13 protein-coding genes and 1 tRNA gene are annotated in these 15,008 nt (G+C 71.9%); 9 read left to right on the plus strand and 5 right to left on the minus strand.

Annotated elements, in window-relative coordinates; genetic code table 11:
- Positions 1–71: 71 nt before the first annotated feature.
- Positions 72–1,514 carry an alpha,alpha-trehalose-phosphate synthase (UDP-forming) gene (locus EUA93_RS02980; protein WP_129398603.1) on the plus strand — a complete coding sequence of 481 codons (1,443 nt, stop codon included), beginning with the start codon at positions 72–74 and terminating at the stop codon, positions 1,512–1,514.
- Here the strand turns inward: EUA93_RS02980 and EUA93_RS02985 are convergent, their stop codons facing one another.
- The 4 genes from EUA93_RS02985 to EUA93_RS03000 form a co-directional block, all read right to left on the minus strand.
- Complete coding sequence (locus EUA93_RS02985; protein WP_129398605.1) at positions 1,515–3,086, minus strand: FMN-binding glutamate synthase family protein; 1,572 nt, start codon at positions 3,084–3,086, stop codon at positions 1,515–1,517.
- 70 nt (positions 3,087–3,156) lie between these two features.
- Complete coding sequence (locus tag EUA93_RS02990; protein ID WP_129398607.1) at positions 3,157–3,861, minus strand: anti-sigma factor; 705 nt, start codon at positions 3,859–3,861, stop codon at positions 3,157–3,159.
- Positions 3,842–4,408 (minus strand): RNA polymerase sigma factor, encoded by a 567-nt coding sequence (locus EUA93_RS02995; RefSeq protein WP_129398609.1) that lies wholly within the window; start codon positions 4,406–4,408, stop codon positions 3,842–3,844. The genes EUA93_RS02990 and EUA93_RS02995 overlap by 20 nt, the downstream gene beginning before the upstream one ends.
- Positions 4,409–4,491: 83 nt before the next feature.
- Positions 4,492–5,139 carry a fasciclin domain-containing protein gene (locus EUA93_RS03000; RefSeq protein WP_129398611.1) on the minus strand — a complete coding sequence of 216 codons (648 nt, stop codon included), beginning with the start codon at positions 5,137–5,139 and terminating at the stop codon, positions 4,492–4,494.
- Between the two features lie 99 nt (positions 5,140–5,238).
- On the opposite strand from EUA93_RS03000, the gene EUA93_RS03005 reads away from it, so the two are divergent.
- The 6 genes from EUA93_RS03005 (at position 5,239) to pdxY (ending at position 11,807) form a co-directional block, all read left to right on the plus strand.
- Positions 5,239–6,552 carry an alpha/beta fold hydrolase gene (locus EUA93_RS03005; protein WP_129398613.1) on the plus strand — a complete coding sequence of 438 codons (1,314 nt, stop codon included), beginning with the start codon at positions 5,239–5,241 and terminating at the stop codon, positions 6,550–6,552.
- Positions 6,549–7,907: an MFS transporter gene (locus EUA93_RS03010; RefSeq protein ID WP_129398614.1), complete on the plus strand. Its 1,359-nt coding sequence runs from the start codon at positions 6,549–6,551 to the stop codon at positions 7,905–7,907. Before EUA93_RS03005 ends, EUA93_RS03010 begins: the two co-directional genes overlap by 4 nt.
- The gene (locus EUA93_RS03015; RefSeq protein ID WP_129398616.1) at positions 7,904–9,361 is read left to right on the plus strand and encodes a pyridoxal phosphate-dependent decarboxylase family protein; all 1,458 of its coding nucleotides are present in this window, start codon (positions 7,904–7,906) and stop codon (positions 9,359–9,361) included. Before EUA93_RS03010 ends, EUA93_RS03015 begins: the two co-directional genes overlap by 4 nt.
- Entirely contained in the window at positions 9,361–10,071 is a 711-nt protein-coding gene (locus tag EUA93_RS03020; RefSeq protein ID WP_129398617.1) for a uracil-DNA glycosylase, read from the plus strand. Before EUA93_RS03015 ends, EUA93_RS03020 begins: the two co-directional genes overlap by 1 nt.
- Positions 10,072–10,146: 75 nt before the next feature.
- Positions 10,147–10,920 carry a dioxygenase family protein gene (locus EUA93_RS03025; protein ID WP_129398619.1) on the plus strand — a complete coding sequence of 258 codons (774 nt, stop codon included), beginning with the start codon at positions 10,147–10,149 and terminating at the stop codon, positions 10,918–10,920.
- A 23-nt stretch (positions 10,921–10,943) separates the two neighbouring features.
- A complete protein-coding gene (pdxY, locus tag EUA93_RS03030) occupies positions 10,944–11,807 on the plus strand; it encodes a pyridoxal kinase PdxY (RefSeq protein ID WP_129398621.1) in 864 nt (287 codons plus the stop codon).
- Positions 11,808–11,828: 21 nt separating this feature from the next.
- Here pdxY and EUA93_RS03035 read toward each other — a convergent pair.
- Positions 11,829–11,901, minus strand: a tRNA-Thr gene (locus EUA93_RS03035).
- 49 nt (positions 11,902–11,950) lie between these two features.
- Between EUA93_RS03035 and EUA93_RS03040 the strand changes: the two genes are divergently transcribed.
- Positions 11,951–13,780 carry a glycoside hydrolase family 13 protein gene (locus tag EUA93_RS03040; RefSeq protein ID WP_129398623.1) on the plus strand — a complete coding sequence of 610 codons (1,830 nt, stop codon included), beginning with the start codon at positions 11,951–11,953 and terminating at the stop codon, positions 13,778–13,780.
- A 9-nt stretch (positions 13,781–13,789) separates the two neighbouring features.
- Complete coding sequence (locus EUA93_RS03045) at positions 13,790–14,998, plus strand: DUF4032 domain-containing protein (RefSeq protein ID WP_129398625.1); 1,209 nt, start codon at positions 13,790–13,792, stop codon at positions 14,996–14,998.
- Positions 14,999–15,008 lie beyond the last annotated feature (10 nt).

Consider the following 15,008-nt stretch of genomic DNA (forward strand, 5'->3'; position numbering starts at 1 on the left):
GTCCCCGTCGGGGCACCGGACGGCCACGGAGGGGTGACCCGCCCGTCACCGTGCGTCGATAGGGTGACGACGTGACCACCGTCCCGCAGGCAGACCTCGTGATCGTGGCCAACCGCCTCCCCGTGGACCGGGTGACGCTGCCCGACGGGGGCGTCTCGTGGCGACGCTCCCCCGGCGGCCTGGTCTCGGCCCTCGAGCCGGTGATGCGCGCCAACGACGGCGCCTGGATCGGCTGGCCGGGCTCGGCCGACGAGGACGAGTTCGACCCGTTCGTCGAGGACGGGCTCTCGCTGGTGCCGGTCTCGATGAGCTCGCAGGAGGTCGAGGAGTTCTACGAGGGATTCTCCAACGGCACGCTGTGGCCGCTCTACCACGACGTGGTCGCCAAGCCGGAATTCCACCGTGAGTGGTGGGACTCCTACGTCTCGGTCAACGAGCGCTTCGCCGCCCGGGCCGCCGAGGTGGCCGCCGAGGGGGCGACGGTCTGGGTGCAGGACTACCAGCTCCAGCTGGTGCCGCAGATGCTGCGCGACCGGCGACCCGACCTGCGGATCGGCTTCTACCTCCACATCCCGTTCCCGCCCGCCGAGCTCTTCTCGCAGCTGCCGTGGCGCCGCCAGATCCTCGAGGGGCTGCTCGGTGCCGATCTGATCGGCTTCCAGCTGCCGGGGGCGGCCGCCAACTTCGTCCGCCTGGTGCGCAGCCGGGTGGGCCACAAGACGCACCGCGACACGATCTACCTGCCCGACGGCCGGCCGGTGAGGGCGACGGCGTTCCCGATCTCGATCGACACCGCCGGCTTCGAGGAGCTCGCCCGCTCCGAGGGCGTGGCGAAGCGTGCTGAGGACATCCGCTCCGCCCTCGGCAACCCGAAGAAGATCTTCCTCGGCGTCGACCGGCTCGACTACACCAAGGGCATCTACTCCCGGCTGCGCGCCTTCGGCGAGCTCGTCCGCGACGGCCACATCGACGTCGAGGACGCCGTCTTCGTGCAGGTCGCGACCCCGTCGCGCGAGCGCGTCGAGCAGTACCGCATCCTCCGCGACGAGATCGAGCGGCTCGTCGGCCGGATCAACGGCGACGAGGGACGCATCGGTCGCCCGGCGATCTCCTACATGCACTCCTCCTACCCGCGCGAGGAGATGGCCGCGCTCTACCGCGCCGCCGACGTGATGGTGGTGACGCCGTTCCGCGACGGGATGAACCTCGTCGCCAAGGAGTACGTCGCCTGCCGCTACGAGGACGACGGGGCGCTGGTCCTCTCCGAGTTCGCCGGAGCCGCGCAGGAGCTGCGGCAGGCCTGGCTGGTCAACCCCTACGACATCGACGGCATGAAGGCAGCTCTCCTCGAGGCCTACGCCGCCGACGACAAGGAGACCGGCCGCCGGATGCGCGCGATGCGCAAGACCGTCGTCCAGCACGACGTCGCCCGCTGGGCGGCCGACTTCCTCCACGAGCTCGAGACGCTGCCCGAGCACCACGACAAGGCGACGCGCAAGCCGCACGCCGGCTGACTAGCGGCCCGGCCGCACCTCGTCCACGGTGTGGTCGGTGGCGTCCTGCGCGACCATGAGCGCCTCGATCTCCTTGACGAGGCGCTCGCCCAGCCGGGGCCACGTCGGGTCGTAGCCGTAGGTCTCGGCGAGCCCGACGGCCGAGCGGGTGCCGTCGAGGATGTCGATGTCGCGCGGGGAGATCAGGCCCGGGTGCACGACCCCGATCGCCTCGGAGACCTTGAGCAGGTCGCGGCGCATGGAGCGGACGTAGTTGGCCGCTCGCACGCTCTTGAGCGACACGTCGAGGCCACGGGTGTAGCGCGGGTTCTGCGTGGCGACGCCGACCGGGCAGTGGTCGGTGTGGCACTTCTGCGCCTGGATGCAGCCGATCGACATCATCGCCTCGCGGCCGGCGTTGACCATGTCGGCGCCGAGGGCGAAGGCGACGATCGCGTTCTCCGGGATGCCGAGCTTGCCGGCGCCGATGAAGACCACGTCGTCGGTGAGGCCCGCGGTGGCGAAGCGGCGGTAGACCTCGGCGAAGGCGATCCGGAAGGGGTAGGCCACCGAGTCGGAGAAGATCATCGGCGCGGCACCGGTGCCGCCCTCACCACCGTCGATGTTGACGAAGTCGACGCCGCGCTGGCCGTCGGCCATCGCCGCGGTGAGCTCGTCCCACATCGTCAGGTTGCCGACGGCTGACTTGATGCCGACCGGCAGGCCGGTCGCCTGGGCGACGGTCTCCACGAAGTCGAGCATCGAGTCGACGTCGCCGAACACCTCGTGGCGGCTCGGCGACGCACAGTCCTTGCCCTGGGGGATGCCCCGGATCTCGGCGATCTCCTTGCTGACCTTCTCCCCCGGCAGCATGCCGCCGAGGCCAGGCTTGGCGCCCTGGCTGAGCTTGACCTCGATCGCCCTGACCGGAGCGGACTGCACGAGGTCGACGAGCCGGGCCAGGTCGAAGCGGCCGTGCTCGTCGCGGCAGCCGAAGTAGGAGGTGCCGATCTGGAAGACGATGTCGCCGCCGTGGCGGTGGTGCGGCGAGAGCGCACCCTCGCCGGTGTTCTGGAGGCAGCCGGCCATGGCGGCGCCCTTGTTGAGCGACTCGACGGCCTTGCCCGACAGCGAGCCGAAGCTCATCCCGGAGATGTTCACGACCGACTGCGGGCGGAAGGAGTGCGTACGACCCCGCGCCGCGCCCATCACCTTCGCGCAGGGCAGCGCGATCTCCTCCTGCGCGTGCGGCATGGTCGCGGCACCGGGGCCGGTGAAGGTGCGGTGCTTGATGATCGGGTAGCCCGTGAGGTTCTCGACGTCGTTGTCGGTGCCGAAGCCGAAGTAGTTGTTCTCCATCTTGGAGCTGGCATAGACCCAGCGGCGCTGGTCACGGCTGAACGGCCGCTCCTCGTCGTTGCCGGTGACGATGTACTGGCGCAGCTCGGGACCGACCTTCTCGACCAGGAACCGGCCGTGGCCCAGGACAGGGAAGTTGCGCAGGATCGCGTGCTTCCTCTGGACCAGGTCGTGCGCCGCCGTCGCCGCAGTGGCCGCCGCTGCGCCGCCCAGGATCGCGTACCTCCACCTCATGGGTCATGCCTAGCCCTCGCGCCGGGCGATGTCGAGGAACCGCGCGCGAACGGTGCACGGCAGTGTCGGCTCAGGCGAGCTCGCCGCGGGCGAGGCTCACCCCGGAGTGGGTGGGGTCGCCGTCGTCGGGCTCGATGGAGATGTCGACGATCCGGTAGCCCTCGTCGACGAGGTCGCCGGGCACCCGGAACTCCCCCGACTCACCGTCGCCGAGCACTCCCAGGGCCACCATCCGGTTGCCGTCGAGGTTGATCAGCCAGACCTCGTGGAAGCCGTCCTCCTCGCCGAGGTCGCGCGCCTCGACGCGCAGCGTGACGGCGTCGGCGTCACGCACGACCTCGGCCACGCCACGCGACTGCTCGCTGTCGAGGGCCGTGAGGTCGGCCGCGGCGACCACGGTCGCCGGGTCGCGCGGATCCGGCGAGGGAGCGGGGTCGTCGAGGGTCAACCTGCCCAGGCCGAGGCCGACCACCAGCGCGACGGCGGCGGCGAGCCCGGCGACCCAGGTCGGCAGGGCACGACGACGGTTCGAGGGCGGGGTCAGCGGCACCACCTGGGCGCTCGAGCCCGCGATCTCGGCGAGCACCCGGCGGCGTACGTCCTCGGGCGGGGCGACCAGCGCCTCGGACTCGACGGCCGTCGACCGGACGCCGGCCAGCCGGTCGACCAGGGCGGCGCAGTCCTCGCAGCCGGACACGTGCTCGCGGACGAGCGGGTCCACGTCGGAGCCGTCGAGCACCAGGCCCGCGAGGTCGTCAGGATGAGGATGGGTCATCGCGCACCTCCTCGAGTCGGCGATGGAGCTCCAGCAGCCCCCTGCGCAGGTGGCTCTTCACGGTGCCCAGTGGTAGTTCGGTGCGGTCGGCGATCTGGTTGTGTGTCAGGTCACCCCAAAATGCGAGCCGCAGGATCGTGCGGCGCGGATCGGGCATCTCCTCGACCACCTGGCGTACCACGACCCGGTCGACCAGCTCGTCGTCGACGACCGTCACGGGGTCCGGGACCGCGGCGACGCGCGTCACCTTGCGCACGTCGCGCGCACGCGCGGCCCGCACGTCGGCGACCTTGTGGCGGGCGATCCCGAGGAGCCAGGCCGGTAGCGCCCCCGGGGTCGGGACCAGCGTGTGGCGCCCCTGCCAGGCCGCGACGAACACCTGCTGGGTGACCTCCTCGGCGTCGTGGTGGTCGGCGAGGGCGCGGAGGGCGAAGGTGTGCACCAGGGCCGACCAGCGATCGAAGATGGCCTCGAGCGCCGACTCCTCACCCGCGACCAGGCGCGAGGCGAGGGACCGGACGTCGTCTCGGCCCTCGAACTCGCTCACCCCACTCACCACGGGGACAAGGTACTTGCCGGGCGCCGGCCGAGCAGCGGGGTGAGCCGCTCGACCGGCGCGCCAGCCTCTTCTCAGAGGTCGATCGGGCGCAGCACGCGGTCGATGCCGTGCGCGACCTGCTTGTTGCCCTTGTTGAGGTCGAGGAGCTTCAGGACCGCCATCGGGTCCTGGGCGTTCTTGTCCTTGTCCTTCAAGGTGACCGACACGGACGGCTTGGTGCGCACCTTGACCTTGAGGGTCTTGCCGGCCGCGGTCTTGAGCGAGGCGCCGTTGGCCTTGAGCACCTTGTTGCTGGTGAGCGTCTTGCCCGGGACCACGTGGTAGAGCAGGACGGTCTCGATGGTGTCGACACCGGCGAGCTCCACGAGCGAGCTGAAGATCTTCTTCTCGCTCTTGATGGTCTTGCCGGTGAGGTCCTTGGCCAGCAGGCGGAAGGCCTCGTCGGTGGGCACGAACGCGGTCAGGCGCTGCGAGCCGTCGGCGAGGAGCGCGACCGGCGAGTCCGGCTTGGCGGCGATGACGGCGAGGACGGCCTCGGTCGTGATGTCGAAGTCATTCTTGTTGTTGTCGAACTTGTTGCCGTCGGCCGTCAGCAGCGCGGCGAGGCTGTCGTCGCCTGCCTTGGTGGAGGCCACCTGGGCGGTCGCGGCGGGAGCCGTCGCCATCGCGCCGAGCGCGAGGGCAGAAGCGGCGAGGAGGGCGGGAACGCGTCGGTTCATCGAGGGTTTCCTTCCATCGGGGGTGCCGGTCGGCACCCTGTCCTCACCTTCTCGGTGCGAACACCGCGGTTGGATGCACCCGGTGCGTAGATTCTTCCCATGGACCTGATCCCCACGCCCGACCAGGTGGTCGCGGCGGCCGGAAATGTCGCGCACACCGTGCTCTACGGCGGGCTCGCCGACCTGCGCCCGATGCCCCGGACGCTCATCGACGACGGCGAGCTGCGCGAGGTCTACCACTACCGCCCGGCCAGGGACGTGCCCGAGAGCGGCGACCCGGTGCTCCTGGTGACCCCGCTGGCCGCGCCGGCACTGTGCTTCGACCTGCGCCGCGGCTGCTCCCTGGTCGAGCACCTCGTCGCCCAGGGGCGCCCTACCTACCTGCTGGAGTACGGGCAGGTGTCGTTCAAGAACCGGTCGCTCGGCGTCGAGCACTGGGTCGACGAGGTCCTGCCCGAGGCGGTCCGGGCCGTGCACGAGCACTCCGGCGGCCGCGGCGTGCACCTCGTCGGCTGGAGCCTGGGCGGGCTCTTCGCCCTCCTCACCGCCGCCGACCGGCGGGACCTGCCGATCGCCTCCCTGACCGTGCTCGGCTCGCCCGTCGACGTCCGCAAGGTGCCGCTGGTGGCGCCCGTCCGGCCACTGCTCAACCTCACGCAGGGCCGGGGCGCGATCACCCGCGCCTACCGCGCGCTCGGAGGGGTTCCGGTCCCCCTCGTCAACTGGGCGTTCAACGCCGCGTCGGCGCAGAAGCTGGTGACCAAGCCACTGGCCGTCCTCACCCACCTCGACGACACCGACTACCTCGCCCAGCTCGAGGCGGTCGACCGGTTCCGCGCCAACATGACGGCCTACCCGGGCCGGACGTTCGGCCAGCTCTACCACCGCTTCGTCAAGGGCAACGCCCTCGCGGGCGGCAGCATGGACATCGGCTCGCGCACCGTCGACCTGGCTGCGATCGAGGTGCCGGTGCTCGTCTTCGCCGGCAACACCGACGGCATCGCGCCCCTGCCTGCCGTACGTGCCGTGGTGCCGCTGCTGGCCGGCTCACGGCAGGTGCGTTTCGAGGTCGTGCCCGGCGGCCACCTCGGCATGCTCACCGGCCGCGCCGCGCGCGGGACGACGTGGACCGCGATCGACGAGTGGGTCGAGGAGTGGTCGGTCGGCGTGGTGCCGGTGGCCCGGAAGGCCACTGCGAAGAAGGCCGCTGCGAAGAAGGCTCCGGCGAAGAAGGCTGCCGCGAAGAAGGCCGCACCCCGGAAGGCTGCTGCGAAGAAGGCTCCGGTGAAGAAGGCTCCGGCGAAGACCGCCGCGAAGAAGACAGCCGCGAAGAAGTCGTCGGCCAGCACCATCGGCTCCAACCCCTCACGCCGCTACGGCTCCGCCGGGTCGCGGGCGCTGGGCCAGCAGTGAGCACCACGACGACGCCGGGCGAGGCAGCCCGGCTTCCTCGCTCCGTCCGGATCGGCTACGGCAGCGGCTCGGTCGCCACGGGCGCCTTCGGCACGGTGCCGGGCCTGATGCTGCTGCCGTACCTCACCGACGAGCTGGGCATCGCCGCGCTCTGGGCGGGCGTGATCGTCTTCCTGCCGAAGGCGTGGGACGTCGTGCTCAACCCGATCGCCGGCCGGGTCAGTGACCGCACCCTCGACCCGGCCGGTCCGCGTCGCCCGTGGCTGATCCGGGCGGGGCTGATGCTGGCCGGTGCGTTCGCCCTGATCTTCGCCGCACCCGACCTCGGCAGCCAGCTGCTCGAGGCCGGCTGGGTGCTGGTGTTCTTCGTGCTGGCGGCCACGGCGTACGCCTTCTTCCAGGTGCCCTACGTCGCGATGCCGGCGGAGATCACGTCGTCCTACGACGAGCGCACGCGGTTGATGACGTGGCGGGTCGCGATCCTGGCGTTCACGATCATGCTGGCCGGGGCCACGGCGCCGGTCATCCGCGACGCGGTCGGCGGGCGTGACGGCTACCGCGTGATGGGCGTGGTGATGGCCGTGCTGATCGTGGTCGGCGTGGTGAGCGCGTGGTGGGGCACCCGGCGGGCGCCGATCGGCGCGGTGGCGGCCGGTGCGGGGTCGCTGCGCGAGCAGCTGCGGATCGTCGGTCGGGCCAGGGACTTCCGGGTGCTGCTGACGACGTTCGTGCTGCAGGCCCTGGCGACCGGTTGCATGCTGGCGGGCGTCGACTACCTCGCGGGCGACGTCCTCGAGAGCACCGGCGCGGCCACGATCCTCTTCGTCTGCTTCGTCGGACCGGCGCTGCTGCTGACGCCGGTCTGGACCTCGTTCGGCATGCGGGTGGGCAAGCGCCGCGGCTACGTCATCTCCTCGCTCATCCTGGCCGCCGGCGCCCTGCTGGCGGCGTCCGCGCAGGTGGCGCCGGCGGGCGTCGTGTTCGCCGCGACCGCGCTCGTCGGCGTCGGCTACGCGGGCTGCCAGGTCTTCCCGATGGCGATGCTGCCTGACGCGGCCGCCGTCGACTCCGCGAGGACCGGCGAGAACCGCACGGGTGTCTACACCGGTGTCTGGACCGCCGGGGAGACCCTGGGCCTCGCGCTCGGCCCGGCCGTCTTCGCCGTCGTGCTCGCCCTCGGTGGCTACCTCTCCAGCGACGGACGTGAGATCACCCAGCCCGGCTCGGCGCTGACCGCGATCACGCTCGGCTTCTCGCTGCTCCCGGCCGCGCTGACCCTGCTCAGCCTGTGGTGGCTGCGCCAGTACACCCTCGACGCCGCCGAGGTGGCGGCTGCGGAAGGAGCCCCTGCATGACGGAGCACCGCGTGACCAGTCCCCTCGGCCCGCTCGAGCGGCTGAAGGCGCTCCAGGGCGCAGACCTGCCGGTGCACGGTGGCCGGACCCTGGCCTACGTCTACGACTCCGGTGAGCCCACGGTCGACCGCATCGCACGGGAGGCGGTGGCCGCCTACGCCGCGTCCAACGCGCTCGACCCGACTGCCTTCCCGTCCCTGCTCCAGATGGAGAACGAGCTCGTCGGCTTCGCCTGCGACCTGCTCGACGCGCCCGCCTCGGCCGTCGGCACGGTGACCTCGGGCGGCACGGAGTCGATCCTGCTGGCGGTCCAGGGCGCCCGTGACGCCCGCCCCGACGTCGTACGGCCCACGATGGTGCTGCCGAGCACCGCGCACGCCGCGTTCCACAAGGCCGCGCACTACTTCGGCGTCGGGGCCGTGCTCGTTCCGGTCGGCCCCGACTTCCGCGCCGACCCTGCGGCGATGGCGGCCGCGATCGACGACTCGACCGTGCTCGTCGTGGCCAGCGCGCCGTCGTACGCCCACGGCGTGGTCGACCCGGTCACCGAGGTCGCCGCGGCCGCCGCAGCGCGTGGGGTGCGCTGCCACGTCGACGCGTGCATCGGCGGCTGGGTGCTGCCGTACGCCGCCCGGCTGGGGCGCGAGGTGCCGCCGTGGACCTTCGCCGTCGAGGGGGTCACCTCGATCAGCGTCGACACCCACAAGTACGCCTACGCCCCCAAGGGCACGTCGCTGCTGCTGCACCGCGAGGCGTCGCTGCGCAGGCCGCAGTTCTTCGCCTCGGCCGCGTGGCCGGGCTACACGATGCTCAACGCGACGACGCAGTCGACGCGGTCCGGCGGGCCGATCGCCGGGACGTGGGCCGTGGTCGAGCACGTCGGCGACGACGGCTACCTCGCGCTGGCCGGACGCGCCTTCGAGGCGGTCGACGCGATCGTGGCGGAGATCGACGCCTCCCCGGCGCTGCGGCTGGTCGTGCCGCCGGACTCGACGCTCGTGACGCTCGCGACCGACGACTCGCTCGACCCGTTCACGCTGACCGACGAGCTCCTCGCACGCGGGTGGTACGTCCAGCCGCAGCTGTCGCACGCCGACGACGGGCCGAGCATCCACCTGTCGGTCAGCGCGGGCACCCTCGCGCACGTCGACGAGCTCGCGACCGCGCTCGCGGAGTCGGTCGCCGCCGCCGTGGCGGCCGGCCCGGTCTCCGTCGACCCGGGCGTGGTCGCCTTCATCGAGGCGCTGGACCCGGCCGCGCTGGGCGACGACGACTTCGACGGGCTGCTCGCCGCGTCGGGGCTGGTGGGTGCGTCGGCGGACGGGGAGCTCGAGCTGCCGACCCGGATGGCCGAGGTCAACGCGATGCTCGACGTGGCCTCGCCCGCCATGCGGGAGGCCCTGCTGGTGGCGTTCCTCGACCGGCTGCAGCGGCCGTCGCGGGGGGAGCGCTGATGAGCTCCTTGACGGGACTGGTCGACTCGGGTCGGATGGCGGCGGACTGGGCCGCCGCGCTGGAGCCGGTCGACGACCAGGTCGCCGCGATGGGCCGATTCCTCCGCGACGAGGAGGCCGCCGGTCGCGGCTACCAGCCCGGCGCCGAGCGGATCTTCCGGGCGTTCGAGCGCCCGCTCGCCGACGTCCGCGTCCTGGTGGTCGGGCAGGACCCCTACCCGAACCCGTCGCACCCGATCGGGCTGAGCTTCGCCGTCGAGCGGCACGTGTGGCCGCTCCCGCCGAGCCTGCTCAACATCTACGTCGAGCTCCGCGACGACCTCGGCATCGTGCCGCCCAGGCACGGCGACCTCTCCGCGTGGGCCGACCAGGGCGTGATGCTGCTCAACAGGTCGCTCACCGTCCGGCCCGGCGACTCCAACAGCCACCAGGGCAAGGGCTGGGAGGCCGTCACCGAGCGCGCGATCACCGCCCTCGCCGAGCGCGGCGGACCGTGCGTGGCGATCCTCTGGGGCAGCCACGCGAAGAACCTCAAGCCGTTGCTCGGGTCGATCCCGTGGGTCGAGTCGGTGCACCCCTCCCCGCTCAGCGCGCGGCGCGGCTTCTTCGGGTCGAAGCCCTTCAGCCAGGTCAACCGGCTGCTCGAGGAGCAGGGTGCCGCGCCCGTCGACTGGACGCTGCCGGCCTACGACGACGTACCTCCACGCTGACCTCCACGGGCAGCCGGTCGATTGCCATCAGCCCGCTTCGGGAATATAGTTGAATTCCGGACTATTGAGGTGACCATGACTGACTCCATGCCTGCGCTCTACATCGGCCATGGCGCGCCGCCGCTGCTCGACGACCCGATCTGGTCGGGGCAGCTGGCCGCCTGGGCGAAGGACCTTCCCCGCCCCAAGGCGATCCTCATCGTCTCCGCGCACTGGGAGTCGGCCCCCGTGAGCCTGACGGCCAGCGGTGCGCCGCTGGTCTACGACTTCGGCGGGTTCGCGCCGAAGTACTACCAGATGACCTACGAGACGCCCGACGCCACGGCGCTGGCGCAGCGGGTCGCGGCGATGATGCCGACCGGCGAGCCCGTGCACCAGCACGTCTCGCGCGGCCTCGACCACGGCGCCTGGGTGCCGCTGAAGATCATGTACCCCGAGGCCGACATCCCGGTCCTGCAGATGTCGCTGCCCACCGACGACCCGCACCGGCTGATGAGGCTCGGCGAGCGGCTGCGTCCGCTCCGCGAGGAGGGCGTGCTCATCATCGGCTCCGGCTTCCTCACCCACGGCCTGCCGTTCCTCAAGGAGTTCCGCATCGACGCGGCCGCTCCGGGGTGGTCCACGGACTTCGACCTCTGGGCGGCCGAGGCGCTCGCCCGCGGTGACGTGGACACCCTGTCGGACTACCGGGCGAAGGCGCCCGGCATGCCGTACGCCCACCCGACCGTCGAGCACTACACGCCGCTGTTCGTGACGCTGGGCGCCGCGACCGCCGCCGACGTACCCGGCATCCAGGTGATCGACGGCTACTGGATGGGCCTGTCCAAGCGGTCCCTGCAGGTGGCCTGACCGCGCGGGACTACCCTCGGGACGTGCGCGTCCTCTCGATCCAGTCCCACGTCGCCTACGGCCACGTCGGCAACTCCGCAGCCGTCTTCCCGCTCCAGCGCCTCGGTCACGAGGTGTGGCCGGTCCTCACGGTGAACTTCTCCAACCACACCGGGTACGGCGAGTGGCGCGGGCCGCTGATCGCCGCCGAGGACGTCGCCGAGGTGATCACCGGCATCGGCGAGCGCGGCGCGTTCGCGACCTGCGACGCGATCCTGTCGGGCTACCAGGGCTCGCCGGAGATCGCGGACGTCATCGTCGACGCGGTCGCGCAGGTCAAGGCCGCCAACCCCGAGGCGACGTACACCTGCGACCCGGTCATGGGCAACGCGACCTCGGGCTGCTTCGTCAACCCGGCGATCCCGCCGAAGTACCGCTCGACGATCATCCCCGTCGCCGACCTGCTGACGCCCAACCAGTTCGAGCTCGGCTTCATCACCGACCGCGACGGGCTCAGCGGGGCGTCGTCGCTGGAGAGCGTCCTCGAGGCCGTCGACGAGGTGCGCGCGCTCGGCCCGTCGACCGTGCTGGTCACCTCGGTCGTCCGGATCGGCGCGCCCGAGGACTCGATCGAGATGCTCGCCGTCACCGGCGACGAGGCCTGGCTGGTCACCACCCCGCGCCTGCCGATGAAGGCCAACGGCTCGGGCGACATCACCGCCGCGCTCTTCACCGCGCACCTGAGGACCACCGGCTCCGCCGCCGACGCGCTCGCCCGCACGGCGTCGTCGGTCTTCGCCGTCCTCAGGGCGACCCACGAGTCCGGTGAGCGCGAGCTGCGCCTCATCGAGGCCCAGGACGCGATCGCGTCGCCGGCCAACGAGTTCGTGGTCGAGCAGGTCCGCTGACGGTCCAGCAGCAAGGGGTCGAGCCGGTGACAGGAATCGAACCCGCGACATTTTCTTTACAAGAGAAACGCTCTACCAACTGAGCTACACCGGCGTGCGCCTTGCGGCGCGGCGGCCATCCTAGGTGAGGAAGGATGGGGCCCGTGAGCCTCCTCCACCTCCCCCACCACGACGGCTCCGCGCTGTTCGTCTCCGACGAGGCGCCGACGCTGGGCGACACCGTGGTCGTCCGGGTGCGCACGAGCGCGAGCCACCCGGTCGACGCGGTCTGGCTGCGCACGACCTACGACGCCGAACCGGTCTACCACCCGACGACCGCCTCGACCGAGGGCGGCGTGGTCTGGTGGGCTGCCGAGCTGCCGGTCCACAACCCGGTGACCCACTACCGCTTCCTGCTCGTGACGGGCGAGGAGCAGGAGTGGCTGACCGGCGCCGGCCTGGTGGCCCACGACGTCCCGGACGGGGCCGACTTCCGGTTGGCCGCCTACCCGGCGGCTCCCGACTGGGGCCGCGACGGCGTCGTCTACCAGGTGTTCCCCGACCGGTTCGCCCGCTCGGCGGCGGCCGACTCGCGCGAGCTGCCCGACTGGGCCCTGGCCGCTGCGTGGGACGACGAGGTGGCCTTCGAGGGCACCGACCCGCGCACCCCGATGCAGCTCTTCGGCGGCGACCTCGACGGCATCACCGAGCACCTCGACCACATCGAGCGGGTCGGGGCCGACATCCTCTACACGACACCGGTCTTCCCCGGCGAGAGCAACCACCGCTACAACGCGACCACCTTCACCGAGGTCGACCCGCTCCTCGGCGGCGACGCGGCCTACGACCGGCTCAGCACCGCGGTCCACCAGCGCGGGTGGCGGATCCTCGGCGACCTCACCACCAACCACACCGGCGACACGCACGAGTGGTTCCTGTCGGCCAGCGACGACCCCACCGGGCCGCACCGGACCTACTACTACTTCGACGACGACGGCACCTACGCCTGCTGGATGGGCCACGGCACGCTGCCCAAGGTCAACCACACCGACCCCGACCTGCGCGCCGCGATGGTCGAGGGTCCGGACTCGGTCGTCGGGCGCTGGCTGCGCAAGCCCTTCGACGTCGACGGCTGGCGCATCGACGTCGCCAACATGACCGGTCGCCTGGGCCCGATCGACGTCGCCCACGACGTCGCGCGCGCCACCCGCGCGACCGCCGCCGCGCTGCGCGAGGACCCGTGGGTCATCGGCGAGCACAACCACGACGCCACCGGCGACGTCGACGGGGACGGCTGGCACGGCACGATGAACTACTCCGGCTTCTCGTGGCCGGTCTGGTCGTGGGTGCGCGACCCCGCGTCGCCGGCGCGCGCCTTCGGCCGTCCCGTGCCGGTGCCCCGGCGCGGCGGCCAGGCCGTCGTCGACACCTTCCGCGCCTGGCAAGGCACGCTCGGGTGGCGGGCGAGCGCCAACAGCTGGAACATCCTCGACTCCCACGACTCCGCCCGGATCCGCACGGTGGTCGGAGGCGACGCCGCCGTGCACCGGGTCGCCGTGGGCCTGCAGTTCACCCTGCCCGGCGTGCCGATGGTCTTCGCCGGCGACGAGATCGGGCTCGAGGGCGTCAACGGCGAGGACGCCCGCCGGACGATGCCCTGGCACCTCAGCGACGAGTGGGACACCACCACGATGACGGCGTACGCCGACCTCGCCCGGCTGCGGCGCTCGCACCCGGCCCTGCGCCGCGGGGGCCTGCGGTGGGCGCACGTCGACGACGACACCATCGCCCACCTGCGCGAGCACCCCGAGGGCTCGGTGCTGGTGGTCGCGCGCCGCGCGGGCGGCGCGGCCTTCACCCTGCCGCTGGCCGGTGCCACGCACCTCTTCGGCTCCGAGCCCGGCGGCGCCGACCTGGTCGCCGGACCGGACGGGCTCGAGGTCCCGGCGAGCGACGGCCCGCGGGTCGACCTGTGGAGCGTCACGACGGAGTAGGTTGCTCGGATGGCCATGCGGATCGTCGCCAGCCGGCCGGACCCGGCCATCCTCGGCCTGCCGTGGGACACCCCGCTCGAGGGCTGGCCGGACGACGTCGTCGTACCCCTGCCGCGCGGGCTGTCGCGGCACGTCGTCCGGATCGTGCGGCTCGGCGAGCGGGTCTACGCCGTCAAGGAGACCCAGGACGACATCGCCTTCCGGGAGTACCGGATGCTGCGCGACCTGCAACGGCTGGGGATGCCCTCGGTCGTCCCGCAGGGCGTCGTCACCGGGCGCGAGGCCCCGGACGGGACGGAGCTGCCGGCTGCGCTGGTCACCCGGCACCTGCAGTTCTCGTTGCCCTACCGCAGCCTCTTCAGCCGCGGCATGACCACCGAGCACGTGCCGGTGCTGATCGACGCGATCGTCGTGCTGCTGGTGCGCCTGCACCTGGCCGGCTTCTTCTGGGGCGACGTGTCGCTGTCCAACGTGCTCTTCCGTCGCAACGCCGGCGAGTTCGCGGCCTACCTCGTCGACGCCGAGACCGGCGAGCTGCACGAGGCGGTCAGCGAGCGGATGCGCGACTACGACATCACCGTCGGCTGCGAGAACATCTTCGCCGAGCTGATGGACCTCAGCGCCAGCGGTGCGGTGCAGCACCCGATCGACGGCTTCGCGATCATCAGCCACCTCCGCGAGCGCTACGAGGCGCTGTGGAGCGAGCTGACCGACCTCGAGGAGTTCGGCGCCGACGAGATGTGGCGCATCGAGCGCCGCGTCGAGCGGCTGAACGACCTCGGCTTCGACGTCGACGAGCTCGACATCGTCACCGACCTCGGCGGCGACACCATCCGCATCCAGCCGAAGGTCGTCGACCTCGGCCACCACGCCCGCGAGGTCCAGGCGCTCACCGGCATGTCGGTCGAGGAGAACCAGGCCCGTCGGCTGCTCAACGACCTCGCCGCCTTCACCGCCCACTTCGACCTCGGGCGCGAGGACCGCCACCTGGTCGCCAGCAAGTGGATGCACGAGATCTTCGAGCCGATCATGGCGATGATCCCGCCCGACGCGACCGGCAAGCTCGAGCCGGCCGAGGTCTTCCACGAGATCCTCGAGCACCGGTGGTACCTCTCGGAGCGCGCCGGCCACGAGGTCGGCATCCACGAGACCGCCCGCGACTACATCGACCGCTACCTCACCGCACGCCCCGACGAGGCCATCACCGGCGAGGAGTGACCGGCCCACC

This window comes from Nocardioides oleivorans, from assembly GCF_004137255.1.
Lineage (GTDB): Bacteria > Actinomycetota > Actinomycetes > Propionibacteriales > Nocardioidaceae > Nocardioides > Nocardioides oleivorans.

Bases quoted from the DNA above. Each gene is read 5' to 3' on its own strand.
- EUA93_RS02985 (WP_129398605.1), bottom strand. From the start codon at position 3,086: ATGAGGTGGAGGTACGCGATCCTGGGCGGCGCAGCGGCGGCCACTGCG.
- EUA93_RS02990 (WP_129398607.1), bottom strand. From the start codon at position 3,861: ATGACCCATCCTCATCCTGACGACCTCGCGGGCCTGGTGCTCGACGGC.
- EUA93_RS03000 (WP_129398611.1), bottom strand. From the start codon at position 5,139: ATGAACCGACGCGTTCCCGCCCTCCTCGCCGCTTCTGCCCTCGCGCTC.
- EUA93_RS03005 (WP_129398613.1), top strand. From the start codon at position 5,239: ATGGACCTGATCCCCACGCCCGACCAGGTGGTCGCGGCGGCCGGAAAT.
- EUA93_RS03015 (WP_129398616.1), top strand. From the start codon at position 7,904: ATGACGGAGCACCGCGTGACCAGTCCCCTCGGCCCGCTCGAGCGGCTG.
- EUA93_RS03020 (WP_129398617.1), top strand. From the start codon at position 9,361: ATGAGCTCCTTGACGGGACTGGTCGACTCGGGTCGGATGGCGGCGGAC.
- EUA93_RS03025 (WP_129398619.1), top strand. From the start codon at position 10,147: ATGACTGACTCCATGCCTGCGCTCTACATCGGCCATGGCGCGCCGCCG.
- EUA93_RS03045 (WP_129398625.1), top strand. From the start codon at position 13,790: ATGGCCATGCGGATCGTCGCCAGCCGGCCGGACCCGGCCATCCTCGGC.